This is a genomic window from Siphonobacter sp. SORGH_AS_0500 (assembly GCF_002838835.1).
Taxonomy (GTDB): domain Bacteria; phylum Bacteroidota; class Bacteroidia; order Cytophagales; family Spirosomataceae; genus Siphonobacter.
On the sequence record NZ_NHPP01000022.1, the window covers coordinates 36,576 to 60,475 of the forward strand.

Below are 23,900 nucleotides of genomic sequence, written 5' to 3' on the forward strand. Positions count from 1 at the left end.
TGTCAGTTAGTTTGATAGGGGGATACTACAGATTAGCTGACAAAGTACCTGCCTACGTACCTCGTAACTGATTAGATAACCGCTTGATGTATATTAAAGGCTTGTTAAGTTAATACTAGACAAGCCTTTTTCATGAGGTAAAGCCAGCTTTTTCTGCTGTTAGCAGCCCCTTACTTCAGGATCGTATTGCATAGCCTGGATTAGTGTTGCCAGCGAAAAAGCTGGCAGCGGCACCGGATCTTGCTGTTAGTGATTATCAGCCAAAAAGCTGGTAGCAATGACTTGTCTCATGAATATAGCTTTCATGGTATTTACCTCTGTATTGCTTAACGTATAGGCATTGTCGTTATCATTCTGCGATTTCCTGATACTGGTATTATTTTTTATAGCAAAGTTGAGGAATACGTTCGTTACTCGTTCGACAACCTACTGAAATCTAATACACTATTTTAGGATGAACTTAAAGAAAATAGGAAAGTACAATGGCCTGTCTATTGTGCTAATTGTGATTACCTTATTGACATTGACCGCTCATTTATTAACGGGCTGGAATGACTATAATCAGGAGCGGGAAGAGTACCACTTAGCGGCTTTGTCTTTCGGTGAATACCTTTTTACCGGGCATTGTGTAGAATCTGTTTTTGAAAACTGGGAAAGCGAATTTCTACAAATGGGCCTTTACGTGGTATTGACCGTCACTTTATACCAAAGAGGCTCCTCCGAATCCAAAGACCCTGACGCTTCTGAGGAGGTAGATCGAGAGCCTGACCCCAATCGCAAAAATGCTCCCTGGGCCGTTCGTCGGGGAGGATGGGCACTCAAGTTATACCAGCATTCGCTGAGTCTGGCCTTTTTTATTCTTTTCGGTTTGTCATTTTTCCTGCATGCATTAGGCGGAGTCAGGCAGCATAATGCAGAAGAAAGCATGAAAGGATCGTCCGAAGTGTTGAGTTTGGGGGAATTCATGGGGACGAGCGAATTCTGGTTCCAATCGTTTCAAAACTGGCAGAGTGAATTTTTGTCGGTACTATCTATCGTTGTCCTTTCTATTTTTCTACGACAAAAGGGTTCCCCGGAATCCAAACCCGTGGATGCATCGCATTCGGAAACGGGTAATTAAATGAATCATGAAAAAGTTATTCATCGGGCTGATGCTCACGCTGAGCAGCATGAGTCTGCACGCCCAGCAGACCATTTTTAACGTACCATCCTCGGACATTACCCCGCAACATAAAATCCTGGCTCAACAGCAGGTTGATCTGAATCGGGAGCAATTTCGCTCCATGACTACCGTTAATTACGGGTTAGGAAAGCACTGGGAAGTCGGGTTCAACCTCTATAATGTGATGCGTCAGGATCATCACTGGATTCGTAATGACACTACTACGCAAATTCCCTACGCTCCCCTGCTCTTGGTAAATGCTCAGAAAATTATGGAGATTAATGAGCATTGGCAGGCAGGAGTAGGCTTACAGACCGGAGCGAATCTGAACGGAACCCGGCCTGCTTCCTGGGTAGGTTTTTTCTATGCTAACATAGAAGGACATTTTCACGAAGATCATTATCAGGTGGTTGCTGGGACGTATACGGGGAATGCCCAATTTCTGGGTGAAGGACCGAACGTAGGCTTTCATGCAGGATTTGATGCGGGGGTTTTCTATCAGAAATTTCACCTGCTCGGTGACTGGGCCAGTAATGCCCACGATTACGGGCAACTCGTATTAGGAGCAGAAGTTTACCTGACGCAACACCTTCCGCTTGCAGTAGGATGGCGGCGTTCTAACAAGGACGGAAGTCAGGCGTTAGTGGTGCAGCTAACCTATACACCTAAGTAAAAAGAATCAGGCTTGATGTCAGAAGTATTGATCGAAGAAGGATTCGTGAGTGCCTATTATCCAACCCTTTAGTAAACAAGAATATGAACGAGCTGAACACACCAAAGCCACTCCACGAACAAGTAAGTTCGCGGGATGGTGCTAATGTGAGTATTTGGCAGCCAGGTTTTCAACCGGCTCCCTCAAAGGAGTACTCCAGCCAGAATGAAGTTTTTGACGTACTGATTGTGGGGGGTGGCATTACCGGATTAACGGCGGCGGTGCAATTACAGGAGCTGGGAAAAGCAGTAGTAATAGCCGAATCGCATACCATCGGTTATGGAACCACGGGCGGAACTAGTGCCCACATTAATACGTTTGCCGATACTACCTATGCAGAAGTGGAGCAGGATTTTGGTAAGGAATCCGCCCAGTTATTTGCGAAAGCCATCCAGGAAGCCGTTACTACAATCAAAACGAATGCAGCAACCTATCGCATGGATTGTGATCTGGAATCTAAAGATGCCTATGTATATGCCGAAGATGAATCTCAGTGGAAAGAACTCGACAGCCTGTATGAAAGTGCCTTGCGGGCGGGAGTAGAGGCCCATACCGTTTCGCAGTCTCCTTTGAACATACCTGCGTTGAAGGTAATTCACTTTCCGCACCAAGCTCAGTTTCATCCACTAAAATACATAGGCGGCCTGCGAAAAGTGTTTGAAGCTTTGGGAGGCGTGGTGCTGGAACACACCAGAATTGAGGAAATTAAACAGGAAAATGATCTTCATAAGGCTCGAAGTGGGGATCAGGTGATTCAGGCCAAAGCCGTTATTTATGCTACGCACATTCCCCCCGGTGGCATCAATGCCTTACATTTTCTGAATGCCCCTTACCGAAGTTATGTGCTGGCCGTAACTTTAGAAGATGAAAAGTATCCCGATGCTTTAATTTACGACATGCAGGAGCCCTATCATTATTTTCGGTCGCACGTGATTGAGGGGCAACGGTATTTATTAATTGGCGGCAATGATCATAAAACAGGCCATGACGACCCTCAGGCGGCTTTTGAAGCGTTAGAGCATTATACCCGCCAGCACTTTAAAGTTAAAGAAGTTGCCTATCAATGGTCTTCGCAATACTTCGTTCCCTCAGACGGCTTACCTTACATTGGGAAAATGCCGGGAAGTCCAGCGGGCATTTATACGGCAACGGGTTACAATGGGAATGGCATGATTCTAGGTACCATTGCAGGTAAGATCCTGAGTGATTTAATCGCTGGGAAAGACAATGCTTACGCCGATTTATTTGATCCCCGTCGAGTGAAACCGCTGGCGATAACGCCTGAAGCAGTCAAAGAAAACGTTGACGTAGCCTATCATTTCATTGCGGATCGATTGTCTACTGAAGAGTTGGATTCCCTGAAAGAAGTGCCCTTCGACACGGGAATGATTGCCAAAATCAGCGGTAAAAAGGTAGCCGTTTATAAAAGCCCTACCGGAGAGATTCATACCCTGAGTCCCGTTTGCCCACACGCCCATTGCTTTGTAAACTGGAATGCGTCCGAGAAAAGCTGGGACTGCCCCTGCCACGGAGCCCGGTTTTCACCGCAAGGGGAAGTATTAACAGGCCCCGCCCGAAAAGATTTGGAAAAGCTAAACCTTCCTTAAGTAAACGATAGGATTGATTCCATACGTCAAAGAGCAGTGTTCACCAGCACTGCTCTTTTGCATGAGTAGTAAAAACAGCTAGTAACGTATATAGATCAGAGTAAGTTATACTTTACCTGCGTTCAACCTTTGACTTTGAACGGACATTAGATAGAACAAAGAATAAGCAAATCTCTACTTCCCATTGGCTACCTATTTCCTCACTTTTAAATTCATTGCCTGAATCCTGGTAAAACTGCTGACGGATTCATCAGGGTATACGCAAAGAAATGGCTCCCCTAAATCAAGGGGTATTCCGATCCTCAAAATCTGGTAATGTATTAAAAAAAGAAGAATTAATTATTCGTAATGTTCTGATAGTTAGTGCTTTGTGTTTATTTGATAGTAGGTTTTATGCCGTCCTAGCAGTTTATTAGATCCTTCAAATGGCATATTTATTTTCGTTAATGCTGTGCTTGTTATGCCCGTAGCTACGGAGATTCATTCGGTACTACCCACCAAGTTCACCTGCACTATATTATTCTGATTGGAAAGCAAATCTAAATTCAGTACTAAAGGCGTGGGCCAGATGTATAAAGCTGGTTCGCATTCTCTAGCACTTGCTAATGGACCAATAAGTCCGATTTTGATTCACTGGTGATGACGGGTGAAGTAGTTACTTACACAGTTCTAATGATCGTTTATGGACCATCAAATGAAAGCTGCTCTTAAAACAGCAAAGGGAGATTTCGAAGTAACGGATGTAGATAGACCTAAAATTCCCAAGCCCGACTGGGTGCTGGCCCGCGTGCGGGTGGCGGGCATTTGCGGCACAGACCTGCGGCACTGGAAGAAAGAAGAACCGGAGCTAGTGCATAAAATTATGGGTCATGAATTGGCGGGCGAGGTGATTGAAGTAGGGAGCGAGGTGACAAACGTGAAGCCCGGCGACCGGGTGGTTATAGAAACGGTGCTGGGCGATGATACCTGCGACTGGTGCAAGGTTCAGCAGTATAACCTCTGCCCTCATTTGTACGAGGTGCGGATGGAGACGGTGTCCCGGGCGTTTGCTGCTTACGTGGTAGGCCCGGCGAAGAAATTCTACAAACTGCCTGACCACGTTAGTTTTGAAGAAGCCACCTTGCTGGATACTTTCTCGGTTTGCATGCACGCCATTCAGCTCAGTGGAATCAAAATCAATGATACAGTGGCCGTTATCGGAGCCGGGCCGATTGGCTTAGGGCAATTACAACTTGCCAAAGCCTGCGGAGCCGATGTCATCGTCACGGATATTGTTGAATCTTCATTGGACCTGGCCCGGGAACTGGGAGCAGATTTGGTCATAAACAGTCAGAAAGAAGACGCCTATCAAAAAGTTATGGAGTTTACCCATAATCGTGGCGTAGATATCGCTTTTGAGTGTGCCGGCGGACCTTCCATTGCTACGACTATTGCTCAGGCTACCACCTTTACCCGCATTGGGGGGAAAGTACTGATGGTCGGGGGCTTTGATCCGGGCACTACGCCGCTTGAACTCGAATGGCAACGTATCCAGATGTCAGAAATCAAGTTAATACCGAGTGCCAGTTACGCTTATTGGGGCATTTACCCGGAGATGCAAATGTGTCTTGATTTGCTGGCGAAGGGGAAACTCAATGCTGAAAAGCTCATTACTCATCGCTTCTCGCTGGATGCCATTAATGAAGCGTTTGAAACGGCACAGGATAAACAAAAGACTCACGCCGTATTTGTAGCCCTAACGATTTAATACACTGCCCTGAGAAGTCACTCTCAGGGTTTCCTTTACCCAGTTAACGACTTGCATGGGCAAGTTTGATCGTATTTGTAATGGACCAGTTGACTCAAACATTAAATGATACGCCTGAAAAAATAGCTTTGTTTCTGGCGAAAGAACTAAAAGATTTGTTACAGGCAGTGCCCGCCTTCCGGGCGATCCGCAGGGCTTTTCCGCAAGCTCAGATTGGTCTCATCAGTTTTCCCGAATACCAGGAAGTAGCTCAGCGATATGCGGCCTATGTGGATGAGTTTATCCCTTTTCCCGGCCATCCGGGTTTATCTGGTCGGAAGGTAAAGGCAAGTGAAGTGGTTCATTTTTTCTGTGCTATGCAACAGCGGAAATGGGACGTCCTTCTTTCGCTGCAAGAGCATGGAAGTACCGTTAACCACATGCTTATGTTGGCGGGAGCAAAACTCACGGCGGGCTATTTTGAGGCCTCAATAGCCGAAATGTATGAGGCCGATGATCGGTTCTTTATACCTTTTGCTCTGACTGCGTCCAGTAATAGTTCTCCGCTACAACTCGTCGCGTCACTGGGTATTCCGGTAGAAAACGATGCGGTTGAATTTCCGCTTTTTGCTGAAGATGAAGGGAAGGCTCGGCAAGCCTGGCCGGAATGGCAACAGAAATCCTTTATCTGCATTCACCCGGATGGGGACACGTCGCATCAATGGCCAGCCTCCCATTACGCCTGGCTTACCCGTAAGCTGGCCTCTGAGGGTTACCCGACGGTTCTAACGGGTTTACATGGCCGGCAGCGAACCCTGGAAGAGGTCAAGCGTCTGGTGAAAGATGGAGAGAAACCCGCTCCAGTCATCATCGATCAAACGGACTTAGGTAGTCTGGGCTGGATCATCAAGCAGTCTTCCCTACTGGTCAGTAATAATTGTGCAGTCACTCAAATGGCTAAGGCCTTACAGGTCCCTAGCGTGGTTATTACGAATGATTGGAAACCGGAGCAATCGGAAAAGCATGTGGTCCTATCAGAGCAGGCTGCCGTTAATCTCAATACGGTTATCAGTACGTTGATGAATCTTTTAAAGGATAATTAACCAGTTGTCTTTCGTGCTTGGAAAAGATAGAAGCCGTGCTTGAATAGCAGTAACTTAGCTATTCAAGCACGGCTTCTATCGCCGTTGGTAGTTAAACTAGAATAAGGTTTCTTTTACTTTTTCAATGAAGCCGTCAGGGCCAGCTGCCATCTGCTCCTGTTGAGCATAACCTTCGGGTACGGGCGGAGCCAGTTGGGGCTCCTGCCCCATAGGCTGAGCATGTTGATAGGTAAACTCGCCCTTTCCGTCAATCGAAGGACCCGATGCCCAACGGGCAGCGGGAGCCTCAGGACGATTAATATCCGTTGAGATGAACGTATATGCAAACTCGTTTGGCTGACTGGTCATCGGGAACGAATTGGGAATAGGTAAGGCATTCTGCACACCGCCAAGATCTTCCAGAACGGCCAGCCACTGGTTTTGGTGCATGGTATCACGGGCAATGAGGAAGGACAGCATATCTTTCATCCCGGCATCATCCGTTGCTTCATAAAGTCGGGTTGCTAACACCCGGCCTGTCGACTCCGCCATTACGTTGGCGTACATGTCTGCCGCCAGGTTACCACTACCCACTACCCAGGAGCCATTAAAAGGAACCCCGTTGCTATCAACCGCCATCGCCGCCAGCCCCGCAGACAGGTAATGGCGAGGGTCCATTCCCCCCATGATACCCGATAAAATGGGGCTTTCTCCTACCATCTGATCTTTTAGGTCATTCGTTGCACCTTCCAGATTCAGAGCCACTGCCGTTGCCAGCATTTCAATGTGGGCCATTTCTTCCGTACCCGTTTCCAGAAGCATGTCCTTATACTTTTGCGGACCCCGGCTGCCCCAGGATTGAAAGAGGTATTGCAGACATACCCGGATTTCTCCTTCAATGCCGCCAATAGCCTGTTGTAACAAACGAGCAAAAGCTGGATTAGGACGATCCACCCGAACCGTATACTGGAGTTTTTTGTCGTGATAAAACATAACAAGTAGTGTTATAATAAGTATGTATAAAAAATACGAACAGCATATTTTATTAAAACTATATTCCATTCGATGGTTGGTAATGTCGTGTCTATATTTAGGAAATTATGAAGACCAATATCCCCAAATCTATAGAGTAATTATTTCTATATTGTATTCTGGTTTTTATCTGGTTATATCATTTATTGAGTAAATACTTTTACTGCTGAACTCCCTAATTTTAAGGGTTATTGTATGGATAGGTTTTTTGATGATAATTCTTGTATAAATTCTTGGGTATAGAGTATTTTAATAAATAGATTACTTATTATCAGATATTTAACTGTTAATTGTGGCTGGTGGTTATTCCATCCTATAACACAGATTTTAAAGTTTGTTTTATTTATTAATGGCATAACTATTTTGAAAAATTTATTGCTACATAAATATTATTTAGTACTCTTTATTTTTCAATTAGGCTTGCAGTAATTTAAAAAATATAACGCTCTGTTATGTTTTTAAGTGAAACCTTTATTTGAATCTATTATGAATTTAATTCATGATTATTCTTTTGAAAAAGAGCGTCTGGAACCTATCATTAGAGGATCTGGTAAAGTAAACATCGGCTCTACGGAACGAATGGTTTCCGCTTTCGGTGGAGCTCTTCTTACCACGTATGCCTTTCGCAAACCTCTGAATCGCTGGGCTGCATTGGGAGCAGGGGCTTACCTGCTTTTTCGGGGCTTATCCGGGTATTGTCCCGTGAATAAAGCCGTGGGACGAAATACCGCAGAAAGCAATCCAAAGCCATTGACCATTAAGCGAAGTTTGACCATCAATCGGCCCCGAGCGGACGTGTATGCCTACTGGCGGCAGTTAGAAAACCTACCCAGTTTTATGCAGCATCTGAGTCGGGTTACGGTCCTGGACTCGCATCGTTCGCATTGGGAGGCACCTTTGCCGGGCGGGGTAGGGTTCATTGAATGGGATGCCGACATTACCGGCGAAACGGAGGGAGAATGGCTTCGCTGGCAATCGGTTGCAGAGGCCAGTGTAGATCACGTGGGTGAGGTATACTTTGCCGATGCTCCCGGTGATCGGGGCACGGAAGTACACGTACACATTACCTACCAACCACCCGTGGGTTACGTAGGGCACGCTTTGGCGGGCTGGCTTAACCCTGCTTTTGAGCAAATGGTCAAGGAAGATATTCGTCGGTTTAAACAATTCTTTGAAACGGGAGAATTGCCTGTTAGCGAAGCTCATCCGTCCGGAAAGTCCGTGACGGGTTCACCATCCACCTATCAAACTGCCTATGAAAGCCCTATGTTATAACGGTGTTCGGGACTTAAGAGTCGAAACGATTCCTGATCCTCAACTTATTAATCCTCATGATGCCATTGTCCGCGTTCACATGTCTTCCGTGTGCGGGTCGGACTTGCACCTCATTAATGGCTATGTCCCTACGGTAATGGCGGGGGATGTATTAGGCCACGAATTTATGGGAGAGATTGTGGAAGTAGGTCCTGAAGTAAAAAAGCTAAAGAGAGGTGATCGGGTTGTAGTCGGTTCGGTGATTGCCTGTGGTGAATGTCAGCACTGTCAGGAACAGACCTACTCTTTATGCGATAACACCAATCCGAATGCTCATCTGTTAGAAAAAATGTATGGGGATTCGGTAGCGGCCATTTTTGGGTATTCTCATGCTTTCGGCGGGTATGCTGGTAGCCATGCCGAGTACATCCGTGTGCCTTTTGCCGATCAGGGAGCGTTTTTAGTGCCGGAAGGACTTTCAGACGAATCCGTTGTTTTTTGTTCCGATGCCTTTCCTACGGGCTTCATGGCCGCTGATATGGCCGGTATAAAACCGGGGATGGTGGTGGCGGTATGGGGATGCGGCGGCGTAGGTCAAATGGCCATACAGAGTGCACGTATATTGGGGGCCGAACGCATCATTGCTATTGACGGTCACCCCGAACGACTTCGCATTGCCCAGGCTCACGCCGGAGCTACGCATTTGCTCAATTATCGGGAAGTGAATATTCAGGAAGCTCTGAAAGAGTTAACGGGCGGTCGAGGCCCTGACGTATGTATAGATGCGGTAGGAATGGAAGCCTTTGGCGAAGGACCCGGCTATTATTATGACCGCGTGAAGCAATGGGTGCGGCTGGAGAATGATCGGCCTATTGTTTTAAGGGAAGCCATCATGGCTTGCCGCAAAGGCGGAACGGTGTCTATTGTTGGCGTTTACAGTGGTTTCGTTGATAAAATTCCCATGGGAGCGGCCATGAATAAAGCACTGACTTTCAAGATGGGACAAATGCACGCTCAGAAATACATTCCCCGCTTGCTGGAATACGTACGTGACGGTAAAGTAGATCCATCGTACCTCATTACGCATCAGGTAGGACTGGAAGACGGCCAGAAAGCCTATGACCTGTTTTACGAAAAACGCGATCATTGCATGCGGGCCGTTTTTACTCCTTAAGCTTTTGATTCATGATTGATCTCCTGTCCAGCCTTTAATCCTATCTGCTCTTTAGTATGAAACCTATCCAACGCTCAGGATCTACCTTTTTTGATGATAAAAAGATGGTAGGTTCAATCGATGATTTCGCTGAAAAGGTTCTGGAATTGCTAACCACAGCCGAAGACTTTCAAAAACCTTCCTTACCACTGGCCGAAGACACCTGGGCTGGCGTAATGCGAGACACCCAGAATGCCTATTATGCGGTTTTCGCTTCGGGGCAGGGAACACCGTATTTCACGGAAGTTCAATACCTGCCCTTTAGCGAAGCCGATGCCCCGGATCTGTGGGCAGAAATTCAAAAGTACGCTTAGAAGTCTTTGATTAGTAGCTGTTTATTTCATCGTCGTTCTGAAATAAACAAGAAGATTTCTGCTAAACCTAATAAACGTATGACTAGTACCACCGTCTCTACTACCTCCGGCGTCTCCCAGTGGGCCGCCGGTATACAAGCCGTATTCGAAAGTGAAAATCAGCAAGTGCTGGCTTTCCCTTATAGTAAGGGAAAATGGACCTATCTGGTCGATACTAATTCACTCTGGATCATTTATGCTTATCCCGAAGGCCCGCAGTTTGCCATTCGGGCCTGTTTTGATCCGCAAGGTTTTGAATCCTGTCAGATCACCGAATATACAACGGAGCGGATCTGCTTTACGATCCAGGGAAGTTTAGGGCTTTTTCAGGTAAGCTTTGCCATCATTGATCCCGAAAAAGGACTTGTACGCTACACGAATCAGCTAAAGACGCGTCAGAAATTATTTTTAAGTGCCTTACCCAGAGACCTTTATCCGCAGTCGGAGGTCGATGTGAAAATTGCTCAGAAAGGACCGGCTGTCGGGTTACTTTATTTTGATCTACCGGGGGCCGGCAGTGCCCTGTACATACAGAATTTTACCTCGTTAAATCCCTATTTTGAGTCATCGCACACCGAGCCTACTAACTGCGTGGGAGGAGAATGGCCGGAACTAGGCTTTGCCTTACCTCCTAGTCAAACCCCTTTGAAAGCCGATCAGACGTATCTGCTTTCGGATGCGTTTCTGGTGATTAATCAGGCTTCGGAAGCTACACAACTGGCAAAACCGCTGGAGTTTATTGAATCCTTAGCTCTTATTTATGACCAGTTACCTAAACCCCCAACCAGTTATGTAGACTGGCCGGGTCGAGCTCAGCGAACCCTGATAAGCTTAAACCGTTCGAAGGCTTGTAAACAGATTATCAATCAACAGGTATACCTCAATGCGTACGTAGATTCGTACGAGAAGCCACCGGAAAGTATGGTTCAATTGGCCATTCTGATTCCTTTACTGGAGTACGAACAATGGAAGCAAACTACCTCTTACGCTCTATCTCAGGATTTGATGCGGAGTATACCTACGTTTTTTAAGAAAGAACTAAAGGTGCTTACCCGCTGGCTTCCTGGCGTAAAATTCAAGAAACCCGACGAAGAGCTAAGTGAGGAGGAAAAACCTGAAATCATTGATTCCTGGTATCTGTTGCATATATTAATAAACACGGGGCGATTAGCAAGTTTTGGGCATGAAGCCGCTCATTCCATTTTTTTTGAATCGTTATCTTACCTGATAAAAGCCGCTCACCATTTCAATTATGAATGGCCGGTTTTCTATTACATGAAGGATTTCTCGGTGATGAAAGCTGAAACCGAGCCGGGAGCCGGAGGTGAGCATGATGTGCCGGGTCTATACATACACGTAATGCTTCAGGCTTATGAGTTTACGAAAGAAGAAATCTACCTTGAAGAAGCAGAAAAATCGGCCCAGCGACTACTAAACTTGGAGTTCAGTCTGCTGTATCAGTCTAATAATACCATCATGAGCGGAGTTGCCCTGGCCCGGCTCTGGAAGATCACTAATAACCGAACCTATCTCGAACTGAGTTACCTCTGTGTAGCGAATATACTGGCCAAGATGTGGTTATGGGAATGTGACTTCGGGTACGGGAAAGACTATTCCATATTTATGGGGCTGTCCCCTCTGCGAGACGCCGAATATATCTCCGCTTACGAAGAGGCGGAATCGCTGGCGGCGTTAACCGCTTATGTCAAGGAAGTGCATCAGGTAGCTCCTCGCGAGTTAAATTACTTACTGGCCGAATACGGCAAATATCTTCTGCACCGGGGCCAGTTTTTTTACCCTGATCAGACTCCTCCGGCTCTGATTTGTATGCAACCGAAAGAAGGGACTACCATGAGGAACCTGAGTATTCCCATTGAAGATTTGCGGAGCGGCTGGCAACAATCGGGACAGGTAGGCCAGGAAGTGTACGGAGCAGCGATGGCTTTTGTCTTAACTAGCTACGCTTACCACTCTTTCCCGAAAGTTCCCTTTCAAATCTTTGTGGAATATCCCGTTTTCCGGGCCGATTTTCTGAGTGAATCATCCAAAGAAGGAAAAGTAACGCTGGTGATCGGCGGTAGCGACCTGGGTACTTGCAAACTTCGCCTTTTATCGCCTAAAGGAATTCTACCTTATACCCAATGCCTGGTGGGTGAGGACAAGAACGAAGTTACGCCTTGTAACGAAGATCACGCCCACACCTTTCGGGAATATGAATTACGCGGTGGAACAGAAGTAACCCTTACGTATTGGAGCTAAAAACGAATGCATTATGAACACCATCGAACTTACTTCTCTAGAAGGAAAACGCATCCTGATTACCGGCGGGACTACGGGCATTGGCCGGGCGACGGCTGTCTTATTAGCCGCACAGGGTGCCAACGTACTCATTGTAGGACGTCATGAAAGTGAACTAAAGGAAACCTTACAGACCATTCAAGAAAGCGGCCATTCGGCCCATGGTTGCGTAGCAGACGTCAGTATGCCTCGGGCCATCGAACTTGTCTTTAAAAAAGTGGACAGCCAGCTAGGGGGGATTGATGTGCTGATTAACAATGCGGCCTTGGCGGCCAGCGGAATCATGGAGGAGGAAAACTGGCGGTATGTGATCGAAACCAACCTCATGGGTTACCTGGCTTGCAGCAGAGAAGCGATCAAACGGATGAAGGAAACAGGGGCCGGACATCTGGTTTACATAGGTTCCATGAGTGCAGATGTGCGGGAAGAAGGCAGCTCGGTTTACGTGGCTACCAAAGCTGGCATTCAGGGTTTTACGGAAAGCCTTCGGAAAGAAGTAAATCCCCTGGGTATAAAAGTAAGTCTGATTGAACCCGGAGCCGTAGCTACGCCCATGCAGCCCGCTTCCGAGGAAGAGCAAAAGCAGAAACAGCAGGAACTAGAGATGTTACACGCCGATGACATTGCCCAGGCGGTAGGGTTTGTCCTGAGTCAACCGTTACGAAGTGATATCGTTAACCTACAGATCAGACCTCACCTTCAGCTTATTTAAAAGCTGGTAAACCACGATTAGCCATGAAAACAATATTCTTATTTATCCTGGTTACTAGTGCGGGCCTGGCCTACGGGCAGCAGCATGACCAGCGAGCCAATCAAATGGCCAAGCCTGGCCCCCGGTCCATGAAGGCTACGTACGACACTACGGGTCAGTTAGGGGGACGGAAACGGGTACCCATGGATGCGAAGAAAGACATTGTTCAGAACATCAATAATTCCCATTTGTTCTATATGTTCATGTCGGCCATTCGGGGAGTGGGATTGGTACAAACGCTACAGGGACCGGGGCCTTACACGGTCTTTGCTCCTTCCGATTCTGCTTTTTATGGATCTACTCACGTTTCAAAATTACTGGAGGAAAATCAGGCCGTCGATCTGAGGAAGGTAATGTCTCTGCACATTGTTCCCGGTAAATTTACAACGCAACAACTCCGTCAGGCCATTGCAAAGGGAAATGGCGTAGCCAGATTAAAAACCATTTCCGACGAAATAGTAATGGTAGTAGAGAAAAATAATCAGCTTATATTCACGGATAAAAAAGGAACGCAGGCCATTATTAACTTACCGGATCAAATGCAGAAAAATGGTATTATTCACGTAGTAAACGCCGTTCTATTGCCCTAAGTAGAATTACTTTAAAGGTAAGATTATTTTGATAGTAAAGCTTAATATAGACTAGAAGGGATTAACTCAAGGATTTAGTTTTTATTGAGTTAATTCCTTCTGTTTTAATTTAAGATCCACCAATGATAGACAAGGGAAACTTAATGTAAATCCATTTTTTATCTTCGATAGCCAGCCTGGCATTCAATAATGTACTTAAAATTCTGACCATGTATAAGCTTAGCTTTTGACGAGAGGAAAGGTTAGCAGGGAACTCAAAAGTATGGGCCATCTTACTTAATGTTTTTTCTCTATTATCAAAGGAAAATCCAGATTCTGAAAACTGAATATTTAAAGTCCAGCTATTTTCTTCGATTGCGGAGGCGTAAGAAATACTCACTGACCCCTTAGGCATTTGTAATAAAATGAACTGTAAAGTTCTGTGCAAAATGGTACTTAGTTTTTCTACGTCAGTTACTGCCAGTAACGAATCGGGACCGTAGGTGTGAATAGCAAGCGTTGGTTTATTAACTTGGACTTCTGCTACTACTTCTTTAATTACCTGGGCCACATTGGTTGAAGACAGATGTAAAGGTTTCTTGCCTACATTACAAAACTCAAAGAGCTCATTTAACACAAGTTGAATTTCCTTTACATTCCGTTGTAAAACTTCATTGAAAATCTGTCGTTGAGATTCGCTGATGTCTGCGGTACCTAATAAAACGGATGCTCCACTAATGGCTCCCAAATTACCCCGCGTATCATGAATGAATGCCCGTAAAATGCCAATCTGTTCATCCGTTAAAGTCGATTGATTAAAAAAATTAGAAGAATTTTTAGTCATGGTTTCCGCACAAACCTGTAAGGTTTCTTCAATCCATTCTTCAATCAAAGTCATAACCGTTTGACGAAATTCCCAGCGTTGATGAGATTCCTCCGAGTTTAGCGAGGAAGCGTACGATTCTAGTTCACGCGTAATGACTTTCTGTAGATGATGTAACTGACGGATGAAAGACTGGCAGGTATTGATACTCCTCTTTTCAGGCGGAATTAAACTTTCCATTACTAAAGAAGAAGTAATAGGTGCTTTCGATGGAAGCTGAGTAAGACGAGCCACTAATTCTCCCATGATGAACTGTAAATTAAAATGATTAACTAGGTGACTAAACTGAGAATCTTGCAAGCATGTTTCATGCCAGGCGTCTACAATTTCATGCTGACGGCTAATAATATACGAAAGCTGTTTTTCGAATGCTGGTTGCATGGTGTAAAAAGAAAAATCAATAGCCTCGATGAATCCAAAGTATTGATTTAATCCATGAGTATAGCCACTGTTACTTTTGTCAAAAAGTTGTTCCCTGTGGCTACACTGAACCTGGAAGGTTTTAAGAGTAAAAGACCATTGGAAAAAATGTAATGATTACCAGAAATTCTCCTGGTTAAGATGAAGCAGTGTACTGATTTCATGAATCACTTCCTTAATGGGTTGAGATTCTTTGAGGATGTGCACTGATTTTGAACGGGATTCATGAAACTGAAGCTGGTGTCCGCGGGTGCTCAGCCAGACGCTGGGTACGTCCAGATGAACGGCGAGCTGAGCCATGTCTGTATCATCACCGATGACTAATGAGGATTGGTTGATTAAATAGGCCAGATTGCTCCAGCATAAGTTTTCCCGTAAAAAGCTGAACGTTGGAGACTCAATGTGTTGGCAAATTTCCAGAATACTGGTTTGCTGTTCTTCATTAGCAATAAAAACGAGGCTATACCCATGGTCAGCCAATAAGTAGGCAATCATGGTATAATAACACATAGGCCAGGTTTGCACCGCCGGATTTTCCATATGAATGCATACGAATGGGTGCTGGAAAAGTTCAGGGTACAATTGGGTAAAGGCCCGTTTATCTGATTCAGTCGAAGGAAATTGGAATCCATTGGGACTGGCCGGAATGCCCAGTGAATTCAATAGATGCGTTTGTACACACTCTTTAGCAAGAGCGGGTTTTAATGATAGTATTAAGGTATGCTTAAACGGACAATTACTTTCCAGGGAATACCTTACTAAAAGTCTTGGATTCCAGAGTTCAAGCCACTTATCTACAGAAGGTTTGTTCGAATCAATTTGAATGATTACATCCCATTGCTGCTGTTGCATGGCTTCTGTAAACCAGCTGAAATTCAAATGAGAGTGGTTATGGTTCGCGTAATCAGGGCAGTTGATGTATTCATTCACTACCCCTGAAAATCGCTTTACCAGTTCTTTGGAATCTTTCGAAGAATCCAGACCAACGTTGCTTCAGGAAAACTGGATTTAAGTGATCTGAATAGTCGAATGTCGTTCGGCAGATCAGCCATGGAAGCGGTTTTGAATACCCCTATCTTCTTGGGAGTATACCCTAGAATTGAAGTAATGCTGTTCATAGCGGAGCAGTTGGATAATATATTTTAATAAGTCAAGAGTAGAATAGATGGCGTGAAATACACGCTATTTACTTTTAAAAGTAATTCAATAACATTATGAAGTTCGTGTAATAAGTATAACCGCCAGTTATTTATTTAAAAACCCCACAATGTTATTGAATTGCAACAAAGATGGGATTTAAATTATTATAATAAAAATAACGTAATGGGTCCTATTTCATCCCCCAAAATTTGGGGGATGAAATAGGACCCATTAAACTAAGGAGTCAAATCAATACTGAATAAAGTTAAATAAATATTAATAAATTAGTCGCGATGTGTACCTTTACTTAATTCTTGCTAACACTCCTAGATATACGTTCCCTTTATGACTATAGCAATTATCGATGACCACACCGTTATTGGAGAGTCATTAAAGATAATTTTATCAACTTATTATACGGATGCCCTGATTACTTATTACCTGAAAACGGCTGATTTTTTGGGGGATACGGGACGCGGTGAAGTAGATGTCATTATCCTGGATTTGTTAATGCCTGAACAGGCCGGTCTGGACTTCATGGTCGAGTACCGGAAAGAATTTGATTCTAGTAAGTTTATTATTGTCTCGGCTCTCAATGATGCGAATACGATTCGTTATGCATTGCGGTTGGGAGCCGATGCTTACGTTTCAAAAGATGAATCACTCGTGGAGATCAAACGGGCTATTGATAGTGTAATGCTTAATAGTCAATACTTAAGCACCAATATTCGGAAAAGCCTGGTAGATCATATTCTGGTAGATGAGAAAATAGTATTTCACCTGACTCCGCGAGAGCGACAAGTGTTGAACCAGGTATGCAACGGATTCACGATTAAGGAAACGGCATATCACTTAAAAATAAGTGTTCATACCGCTCAGGAACATTATAAGAATATTATGAAAAAGTTTAAAGTAAATCGAACGGTTGATTTAATTGTATTTGCCATTAAACATGGTTTATATTATGTGAATTGATAAGAATACGATAGGTTTTAATGATGTTAATCATTGATTAAGTTATTTATCTAATTATTATCATCGTTTGCAAGCTTAGATAGAACTAATTATGTTCTATCTAAGCTAATTAATTATAGTACTATTTTTAATTTATATTGACACATAAGGAATGCTTTTTTACAGCTTTGATTAGAAAAAATCATAAGCTTATGAAATTCATCCTGCCTAGTTTATTTATTATTTATACGGTTTTCGCCTGCGGGGGAAAAAATACATCTTCTAACGTAGAATCTCCTGGTAAAGAAAAAACAGGAAAAGATAAAGCTCTGGAAATAGGAGCGGATTTATTACAGGATAAAAAACCGTTGAAAGCACTGAACATGTATCTAAATGGCTTTCATTTTTACAATGGTAATATGAAAGGACAGATGGAAGCTCATCATTACTGCCATCAGGTAAATGATGAGTTAATACAGTGCATTATTTATGATGGTAACGATGCCGATGCTAAAATTATGGGTATTGAATACATCGTTTCTGAACGGATTTTTAAATCTCTGCCTCAGGAAGAGCGTAAGCTCTGGCATAGTCATCGCTATGAAGTTAAGTCGGGAAGTCTGATAGCACCGGGCATTCCTCAGGCAGCTGAGCATGAGCTGATGGAGAAACTCGTGACTACTTACGGAAAGACTTTCCATACCTGGCACACCGACAAAGATCTGGTATTGCCCATGGGGCATCCGATGGTAATGATGGGCTTCACAGAAGAAGGGCAACTGGAAGACAGCCTGCTAACCCAGAGGGATCAACGTTTTGGTATTTCAACTGCCGAAAAGAAACAAAACCGAGAGGATATTCCTGTTTCGCCCATTTTGCCCGGGGCCGATGCCTGGAAAAAAAATCAGATCAAGCAGTTAACCATTACTGATGATTACAAAGGCGTATTATCTCATCACTAGTCTTAGAAGACGGCAGTAACACTGAGCGTCGCGGACGAGCAGTTGGAATTACCCTGGAGCGAGATCCCATCTCGTTTCTGCAATAACGGCAGGTTCCTACTTGCCGTTATTCTCATAGCGAAGGGCCTTATTACTCCTACAATCGCTTGGCTCCGGCCGGTAGGCGGCGAATTGGTAACTGGTACCGGTACTTCTTTCCTTAACAAAAAGACACTTTCTACCATCGGCCAGAGGCCTTCCCGACTAGATTGTCACTCGGCTAGAGCCGAGCGACTGCGGAACAATAAGGCCCTTCAATGGTAGAGACGCAACTTCATCGCGTCTGGCCAGGAGATGGAAATAAGCTGAAGGTAACAAAGCCACAGGACTACCTTTACTCTTTTATCATGCAGGGCAAAGCGAAGAACCTTACTTCGCATTGGATACCACTTCTTGCGTGAGCATTAATTAGCTTCTAGTCAAGTTCGTCCTATTCCAAGGAAGTCTTCTCCCTTGGTTCGAGCGGACAGGGGCAGAAGTTCGTTTATGCCCTTTCTTCTTCAAGTAAATGTCATTAGTAATCATCCCTAATGAGCTATGAAGAGAGTTCGTTTAACCGCACTTCTTCTATTCCCTTTAGAAACGTCTCTAAACCTAAAAATTAAGTATGCCTCATACATGCTATTCAATGGCTCGGCTGATTACGCGAGTTAGTTACCTCCGCTCATTCGTTATTGCTGCCCTGTTAGGCTTGTTAACCTCTTGTGCCGTGAAGGCACCGAAGATCCTGGCCTACGTAGATGCTAACATCGGAACCGCCCACAGCCGTTGGTTTTTCTATACACCCGCCGCTCTGCCGCATGGGATGGCCAAACTGGCTCCTTCCACCAATGGGCACTATGGCAATAAGCAGGGCTGGGAAGCAGTAGGTTACGATACCCGGCATGAGTCCATTGAAGGGTTTGTGCATTTTCATGAGTGGCAGGTGGGTGGGGTGAGTTTTATGCCGACTACGGGTGAATTAAAGGTGAAGCCCGGCGAGCTGGAAAGCCCGGACACTGGCTATCGATCCAGATTTGATCGAAAAAATCAGGTGGCAGAGCCCGGTTACTATAAGGTTTTATTGGAAGATTACCGCATCACCGCCGAATTGACGGCAACTACTCATGTGGGTTTTCATCGGTATACGTTTCCTAAACACGAACAGTCAAGAATCATTTTAGACGTCGGACATGTACAGGGAGAAAGCGGGGAAGTTAGAAAGGCTGAGGTTCGAATGATAGATGATACCCATTTTGAGGGATTGGTGACCACCTACCCCAAATACGTAAGAACCTACGATCCCAACGGGCAGGTGTCGATGTATTTCTGGGGAGAAGTGAGTAAAAAGCCTACCGCTGTGGGAGCCTTCACGGACTCGGGCATTCAACGGAAGAGTCAAAGAGCTACCGGAAAGGGAGCCGGGCTTTTTCTGGAATACGCCACCACTGAAAAAGAAGCTATTGAAGTGAAAGTAGGATTATCGTACACCTCCATTGCCAATGCAAAGACTAATTTCACGGCGGAAGCTTCGGGGCTTTCTTTCGAAACCGCTCGTCAAAGAGCCAGAAATACGTGGCAGGCTGAATTAGGCAAGATCGTTGTGGAAGGCAGTGAAACGAACAAGGTAAAATTCTATACGGGTCTGTTTCATGCCCTGCTCGGCCGGGGAGTTGCCAATGATGTGAACGGTTCTTTTCCCCGTCACGATGGTACCGTAGGGCAGTTACCCCGCGATAAAAACGGAACATTCAGTCATAACTTTTACAATACCGATGCCATTTGGGGAGCTTACTGGAATCTAACGCAACTATGGGCTCTTTCGTATCCCGAGCGTTACAGCGATTTTGTGCATACCCAGCTAGAAGTTTACAAGGAACGGGGCTGGTTTGGTGATGGAATCGTCAACAGTAACTTCGTTTCGGGGGTCGGGACTAATTTTGTAGGGCTGGCCATTGCCGGAGCTTATCAGTCGGGTATACGCGACTATGATACCCAGTTGGCGTATCAGCCATTAAGGCGAATGAACTGCTGGGACGAAACCGACCCGTTGGAGCGGGCAAGCGGGATGTAGAGACCTTTGTGAAACGCGGATACGTACCTTACCTTGACGAAGACCAAACCGATTCGGCGGGTTCACACTTTTCGGCTTCTCATACCCTGGAATATAGCTTCAGTACTTTTGCCGCCGCCCAACTGGCTAAAGCTTTGGGTAAAGAACAGGATTATCAGGAATTGATAAAGCTCTCCAATGGCTGGAGACGGCTTTATGATCCGAAACTGAAACTGATTCGACCGAAAAAGGCCGATGGAACGTTCATTGAGGCTTTTGATCCGTACGAACCCTGGCGGGGATTTCAGGAAGGCAATGCTGTGCAATACACCTTTTTTGTGCCGCAAAATCCGAAAGCTCTGATTGAAACCATTGGAAAAGAAGAATTCAATAACCGACTCGACAGCATTTTTACGACGGCTCAGAAAAATGCGTTTGGAGGTGGGAAAGAAATCGATGCCTTCGCGGGAATCAAGTCCATGTATAACCATGGTAACCAGCCTAATCTGCACAGTAGCTGGCTTTTTAACTTTTCAGAGAAACCCTGGCTCACTCAAAAATGGACGCGTGCCATCTGCGACGAGTTTTACGGCACGGAACCTATTCACGGCTATGGCTACGGACAGGACGAGGATCAGGGGCAATTGGGGTCGTGGTACGTAATGGCCTCTCTGGGCTTATTCGACGTCAAAGGGTTTACGGACCGAAGACCCATTATTGAGCTGGGAAGCCCCGCTTTTGATCGGGCAACTATCCGACTAGGGAATGGGAAAAAGTTACGTGTGGTAGCCCGCCAGAATTCTGCTGAACACGTATATGTACAATCGGCTACTTTCAATGGTAAACCGTTAACCAATTGCTGGCTATATCGGGATGAGCTGATGCAGGGTGGGACCTTAGTGTTTGTCATGGGGAGCCAACCTAACAAAAATTGGGGTACCGCAACGCCGCCGCCTTCGGTTCAGTGAGGGCAAAAACGATTCAAGTTTAGACAAAGGCTCAGGAATAGAGCTCAAACCTTATCTAGTCCTCACTACATAACTTTATGCTTCACCCCCGGTTATGTAGTGAGGTAGGAGGGTTTGACTGGTATAGCCTGATAAAAAATGATTCGTTATTTATTCCTGATGTTTTGCTGCTTGGGAGGGCAGGCTTATGGACAATCGTATACAAATGAAGTACGACACCGGGCGGTATTCTGGACGGAATTAAACTACGTTTATAAGACTTCGGGAAAGTGGAGTTTTCAACTGGATCATCAGTATCGACGGCAGGCCGACGACAATGGCCGCGATATACAGGTGTTCCGACACCCCCTCTTGCAGGTGTTCCGGCCCTGGGTTAATTATCAACTTTCAAAACCCGTTCGAGTGTCACTTTCTCCCATTGGGTTATGGTGGAACTGGGGAAAAGTCAACCAGTATCAGCCCATAACCTTTTTTCAGGAAATTCGCATAATCCCCCAATTACAAATCACCAAACCTTTAAAAAAGGGGGAATTTATCCAACGTTATCGGGCGGAATTCCGCTGGCCTTCCCACACCGATACCCTGGCTACTTCCTACATATTTCTCTCCGATGGCGAATCGCAGGAAGTATTAGCCGATCGCTTTAACGTTCGGTTACGGGGCATGGCTCGCTGGATTAATCCCTTTCAAGAACAATGGTATACCCATCTCAGTGTGGAACCTATGGTCGTGATTTCCCCATCAGTTACTCACTTTGATCAAAACCGAACGTACCTGGCCATCGGCAGATCCATCAGGAAGAACCTCCGCGTTGAACTTGGCTACTTAAACCAGTTCGCCATCCAGCGTATGCCTAACGACCAGTTACGCACCTACCGCTTCAACCATGCCATCCATGTGTTTGTATACCTGGAAAACGTGCGTAAGCATTAAAAAGCACCTTAGTAATGGTTTAAATCTAATTTGTAGAGGGTATGACATCTTACGAACAGTACTTACAACCAGAAGTCGTTCATCAGTATTAATGCTTACGTATTCGGCGTTATTTGATCTTTAGTAAAGAATGTAAAACGCGTATGAGTTCAGAAAGATAGTTTCCTGTTACTTTTGCACAGTTTTTTACTATTAATCATTTTATAGTATTTTTTTATTTACCTACGCCATGGCAAAACCTACTGTACTGATCGTAGAGGATAATCCCGAATATCAGGAACTATTAAAACTAGGTTTCGAAAGAAGCCGTCCCGCTTTTCAGTTTGAGTTTTGTTCTTCAGCTGAGCAGGCCCAGCAGTATCTGGAGCAGCCTATTTACCGCCCTTTATTAATTCTGCTGGATTATGATCTTCCGGGGATTAATGGCCTTGAGTTACTTTCTCAGCTCAAAGAGTCGCCCCGTTACAACCACGTACCGGTGCTGATGTTTTCTATGTTTACCACCGATGAGTTAATGACCAAGGCTTACAAACTGGGAGTTAACGCCTATCTAAGCAAGCCCGAAGACCTCAGTGGAATGCTTAGCTTTTGGTCCGCACTAACCATGTTCTGGTCCCACAGTGCTCAGGTTCCGCGTATTAATGACTAATTCTGATTCTAATTGTTAAGTGAGAGTGAATAGGCAATTTAATTGTCGGCTTGCTCTTTGGTAATGACTTATTATTACTATACCTTTGATTACTTCAGTTAAGGTATCTGGGGAAGGACTTTACGCTTTTTTATAGAAATATAGAGGTATGTACTTATGAATACTAGAAGAATCTTGAAATCTCTTAGTCATTGGTAAAGACGGTCCGGCTCATTCGTGTGCTTCGTAAACTGATTACGCAAGTAGACTTTGTACTTCCTACCTGATTTTATAAAAAAGCAGAAATCTTGTTTTGAGCATAAGTACAGCAATGGTTTATACCTTGTTAAAAGGTGCTGGAGTGGAAAGCTTCACAAAGCAATGGGGGATGGCCCTTAAATAGATAAATGAAAAGATCTGTTTTGTGGTTGATTCATTCCATTAATGACCCTGATTGCCCTGAGTTTCTTAAAAAAATTTCATCTAAATACGTTAAAGCGTTAACCAAACTTCATCATTGGATAGGATATAGGTCCCAACGCCGGCATTCTAATTCATTAAATATCAAGTAATTGCTTTATGCCAAGAAGTTCATTTTTAATAGTATCCGCAGAAGATGACGAAGATGATCGTTTCTTGCTTAGGGAATCTTTTGATGAATCACCCCGGAATTTTACCCTGGAATTTGCCAAGAACGGTGAAGAAGCCTGGGAATTATTAACGCAGGTGGGGAAATGGCCTTCGTTGTTATTACTCGATATTAATATGCCAGGTCTGAATGGTATGGCCTTGCTCGAACGAATTAGAAAAGACGAAAAACTTAAGACTTTACCCATTCTGATGTTAACTACTTCGGATGATCAGGTAATCATTGATAGAGCTTATCGTCTGGGAGCCAATGGATACGTGGTTAAACCCAGCAGTTTCGAAGACTTAAAACACTTCTGGAGTAGCGTACAAAGCTTTTGGTTACAGGCAACGCACCTGCCTGATAAGCCTATGTAACTTACTGAGGTAGATAATTGATTAAAGGAGAGGCCCGGCGGATACGATTCGCCGGGCTTCTTCTTTGATCGGGATAGTGTTAGGTGTACATGCCTTTACGCATGATCGCTCTGGTAGGGGAGGTTAATAGGGTTGAAGCATAACAAAGTGTATGGATAACGGTTGTTTTCATTGCCT

21 protein-coding genes are annotated in these 23,900 nt (G+C 44.8%); 18 read left to right on the forward strand and 3 right to left on the reverse strand.

The genetic code is table 11. The features are described 5' to 3' along the window. Positions 1 to 454 precede the first annotated feature (454 nt). The 5 genes from BWI96_RS19390 to BWI96_RS19410 all read left to right on the forward strand — a co-directional run bounded on the left by BWI96_RS19390 (position 455) and on the right by BWI96_RS19410 (position 6,310). Entirely contained in the window at positions 455 to 1,120 is a 666-nt protein-coding gene (locus BWI96_RS19390; protein WP_106638176.1) for a DUF6766 family protein, read from the forward strand. A 7-nt stretch (positions 1,121 to 1,127) separates the two neighbouring features. After that, positions 1,128 to 1,835: a hypothetical protein gene (locus BWI96_RS19395; RefSeq protein ID WP_106638177.1), complete on the forward strand. Its 708-nt coding sequence runs from the start codon at positions 1,128 to 1,130 to the stop codon at positions 1,833 to 1,835. 83 nt (positions 1,836 to 1,918) lie between these two features. After that, positions 1,919 to 3,481 (forward strand): FAD-dependent oxidoreductase, encoded by a 1,563-nt coding sequence (locus BWI96_RS19400; RefSeq protein WP_106638178.1) that lies wholly within the window; start codon positions 1,919 to 1,921, stop codon positions 3,479 to 3,481. Positions 3,482 to 4,175: 694 nt separating this feature from the next. Beyond that, complete coding sequence (locus BWI96_RS19405; RefSeq protein ID WP_232793817.1) at positions 4,176 to 5,228, forward strand: zinc-binding dehydrogenase; 1,053 nt, start codon at positions 4,176 to 4,178, stop codon at positions 5,226 to 5,228. A gap of 89 nt (positions 5,229 to 5,317) precedes the next feature. Then, complete coding sequence (locus BWI96_RS19410) at positions 5,318 to 6,310, forward strand: glycosyltransferase family 9 protein (RefSeq protein ID WP_198555315.1); 993 nt, start codon at positions 5,318 to 5,320, stop codon at positions 6,308 to 6,310. 96 nt (positions 6,311 to 6,406) lie between these two features. On the opposite strand, the gene BWI96_RS19415 is transcribed toward BWI96_RS19410, so the two are convergent. Beyond that, positions 6,407 to 7,282, reverse strand: coding sequence for a manganese catalase family protein (locus tag BWI96_RS19415; RefSeq protein WP_106638181.1), 876 nt, complete (start codon positions 7,280 to 7,282; stop codon positions 6,407 to 6,409). Between the two features lie 525 nt (positions 7,283 to 7,807). On the opposite strand from BWI96_RS19415, the gene BWI96_RS19420 reads away from it, so the two are divergent. From BWI96_RS19420 to BWI96_RS19445, 6 genes are all read left to right on the forward strand, one after another. Next, positions 7,808 to 8,596 (forward strand): SRPBCC family protein, encoded by a 789-nt coding sequence (locus BWI96_RS19420; protein WP_106638182.1) that lies wholly within the window; start codon positions 7,808 to 7,810, stop codon positions 8,594 to 8,596. After that, complete coding sequence (locus BWI96_RS19425) at positions 8,577 to 9,749, forward strand: zinc-dependent alcohol dehydrogenase (protein ID WP_106638183.1); 1,173 nt, start codon at positions 8,577 to 8,579, stop codon at positions 9,747 to 9,749. Before BWI96_RS19420 ends, BWI96_RS19425 begins: the two co-directional genes overlap by 20 nt. Before the next feature lie 56 nt (positions 9,750 to 9,805). Further along, entirely contained in the window at positions 9,806 to 10,102 is a 297-nt protein-coding gene (locus BWI96_RS19430) for a hypothetical protein (protein WP_106638184.1), read from the forward strand. A gap of 78 nt (positions 10,103 to 10,180) precedes the next feature. Continuing rightward, positions 10,181 to 12,400 (forward strand): hypothetical protein, encoded by a 2,220-nt coding sequence (locus BWI96_RS19435; RefSeq protein WP_106638185.1) that lies wholly within the window; start codon positions 10,181 to 10,183, stop codon positions 12,398 to 12,400. A 13-nt stretch (positions 12,401 to 12,413) separates the two neighbouring features. Next, positions 12,414 to 13,151, forward strand: coding sequence for an SDR family oxidoreductase (locus tag BWI96_RS19440; protein WP_106638186.1), 738 nt, complete (start codon positions 12,414 to 12,416; stop codon positions 13,149 to 13,151). A gap of 23 nt (positions 13,152 to 13,174) precedes the next feature. Next, positions 13,175 to 13,780: a fasciclin domain-containing protein gene (locus tag BWI96_RS19445; protein ID WP_106638187.1), complete on the forward strand. Its 606-nt coding sequence runs from the start codon at positions 13,175 to 13,177 to the stop codon at positions 13,778 to 13,780. Positions 13,781 to 13,889: 109 nt separating this feature from the next. On the opposite strand, the gene BWI96_RS19450 is transcribed toward BWI96_RS19445, so the two are convergent. Both BWI96_RS19450 and BWI96_RS19455 read right to left on the reverse strand, forming a co-directional pair. Continuing rightward, on the reverse strand, positions 13,890 to 15,023 hold the full coding sequence (locus BWI96_RS19450) for a hypothetical protein (RefSeq protein WP_106638188.1): 1,134 nt from the start codon (positions 15,021 to 15,023) through the stop codon (positions 13,890 to 13,892). 156 nt (positions 15,024 to 15,179) lie between these two features. After that, the gene (locus BWI96_RS19455) at positions 15,180 to 15,941 is read right to left on the reverse strand and encodes a glycosyltransferase family 9 protein (protein WP_106638189.1); all 762 of its coding nucleotides are present in this window, start codon (positions 15,939 to 15,941) and stop codon (positions 15,180 to 15,182) included. A gap of 606 nt (positions 15,942 to 16,547) precedes the next feature. Here BWI96_RS19455 and BWI96_RS19460 point away from each other — a divergent pair. The 7 genes from BWI96_RS19460 to BWI96_RS19485 all read left to right on the forward strand — a co-directional run bounded on the left by BWI96_RS19460 (position 16,548) and on the right by BWI96_RS19485 (position 23,723). Beyond that, positions 16,548 to 17,177, forward strand: a complete 630-nt coding sequence (locus BWI96_RS19460) for a response regulator transcription factor (protein WP_106638190.1) — start codon at positions 16,548 to 16,550, stop codon at positions 17,175 to 17,177. 191 nt (positions 17,178 to 17,368) lie between these two features. Further along, complete coding sequence (locus BWI96_RS19465; RefSeq protein ID WP_106638191.1) at positions 17,369 to 18,118, forward strand: OBAP family protein; 750 nt, start codon at positions 17,369 to 17,371, stop codon at positions 18,116 to 18,118. A 646-nt stretch (positions 18,119 to 18,764) separates the two neighbouring features. Then, positions 18,765 to 20,210 (forward strand): glycoside hydrolase domain-containing protein, encoded by a 1,446-nt coding sequence (locus tag BWI96_RS23005; protein WP_198555316.1) that lies wholly within the window; start codon positions 18,765 to 18,767, stop codon positions 20,208 to 20,210. A gap of 8 nt (positions 20,211 to 20,218) precedes the next feature. Beyond that, positions 20,219 to 21,157 (forward strand): glycoside hydrolase family 92 protein, encoded by a 939-nt coding sequence (locus tag BWI96_RS23010; RefSeq protein ID WP_198555317.1) that lies wholly within the window; start codon positions 20,219 to 20,221, stop codon positions 21,155 to 21,157. Between the two features lie 138 nt (positions 21,158 to 21,295). Next, positions 21,296 to 22,090 carry a DUF2490 domain-containing protein gene (locus BWI96_RS19475; protein WP_106638192.1) on the forward strand — a complete coding sequence of 265 codons (795 nt, stop codon included), beginning with the start codon at positions 21,296 to 21,298 and terminating at the stop codon, positions 22,088 to 22,090. Between the two features lie 229 nt (positions 22,091 to 22,319). Beyond that, the gene (locus BWI96_RS19480; RefSeq protein ID WP_106638193.1) at positions 22,320 to 22,739 is read left to right on the forward strand and encodes a response regulator; all 420 of its coding nucleotides are present in this window, start codon (positions 22,320 to 22,322) and stop codon (positions 22,737 to 22,739) included. 558 nt (positions 22,740 to 23,297) lie between these two features. Next, positions 23,298 to 23,723, forward strand: a complete 426-nt coding sequence (locus BWI96_RS19485) for a response regulator (RefSeq protein ID WP_106638194.1) — start codon at positions 23,298 to 23,300, stop codon at positions 23,721 to 23,723. Positions 23,724 to 23,900 lie beyond the last annotated feature (177 nt).

Coding starts and splice junctions, on each gene's coding strand:
- BWI96_RS19390 (WP_106638176.1), top strand. CDS start 455: ATGAACTTAAAGAAAATAGGAAAGTACAATGGCCTGTCTATTGTGCTA.
- BWI96_RS19395 (WP_106638177.1), top strand. CDS start 1,128: ATGAAAAAGTTATTCATCGGGCTGATGCTCACGCTGAGCAGCATGAGT.
- BWI96_RS19400 (WP_106638178.1), top strand. CDS start 1,919: ATGAACGAGCTGAACACACCAAAGCCACTCCACGAACAAGTAAGTTCG.
- BWI96_RS19405 (WP_232793817.1), top strand. CDS start 4,176: ATGAAAGCTGCTCTTAAAACAGCAAAGGGAGATTTCGAAGTAACGGAT.
- BWI96_RS19415 (WP_106638181.1), bottom strand. CDS start 7,282: ATGTTTTATCACGACAAAAAACTCCAGTATACGGTTCGGGTGGATCGT.
- BWI96_RS19420 (WP_106638182.1), top strand. CDS start 7,808: ATGAATTTAATTCATGATTATTCTTTTGAAAAAGAGCGTCTGGAACCT.
- BWI96_RS19425 (WP_106638183.1), top strand. CDS start 8,577: ATGAAAGCCCTATGTTATAACGGTGTTCGGGACTTAAGAGTCGAAACG.
- BWI96_RS19430 (WP_106638184.1), top strand. CDS start 9,806: ATGAAACCTATCCAACGCTCAGGATCTACCTTTTTTGATGATAAAAAG.
- BWI96_RS19435 (WP_106638185.1), top strand. CDS start 10,181: ATGACTAGTACCACCGTCTCTACTACCTCCGGCGTCTCCCAGTGGGCC.
- BWI96_RS19440 (WP_106638186.1), top strand. CDS start 12,414: ATGAACACCATCGAACTTACTTCTCTAGAAGGAAAACGCATCCTGATT.
- BWI96_RS19445 (WP_106638187.1), top strand. CDS start 13,175: ATGAAAACAATATTCTTATTTATCCTGGTTACTAGTGCGGGCCTGGCC.
- BWI96_RS19450 (WP_106638188.1), bottom strand. CDS start 15,023: ATGCAACCAGCATTCGAAAAACAGCTTTCGTATATTATTAGCCGTCAG.
- BWI96_RS19460 (WP_106638190.1), top strand. CDS start 16,548: ATGACTATAGCAATTATCGATGACCACACCGTTATTGGAGAGTCATTA.
- BWI96_RS19465 (WP_106638191.1), top strand. CDS start 17,369: ATGAAATTCATCCTGCCTAGTTTATTTATTATTTATACGGTTTTCGCC.
- BWI96_RS23005 (WP_198555316.1), top strand. CDS start 18,765: ATGCCTCATACATGCTATTCAATGGCTCGGCTGATTACGCGAGTTAGT.
- BWI96_RS19475 (WP_106638192.1), top strand. CDS start 21,296: ATGATTCGTTATTTATTCCTGATGTTTTGCTGCTTGGGAGGGCAGGCT.
- BWI96_RS19480 (WP_106638193.1), top strand. CDS start 22,320: ATGGCAAAACCTACTGTACTGATCGTAGAGGATAATCCCGAATATCAG.
- BWI96_RS19485 (WP_106638194.1), top strand. CDS start 23,298: ATGCCAAGAAGTTCATTTTTAATAGTATCCGCAGAAGATGACGAAGAT.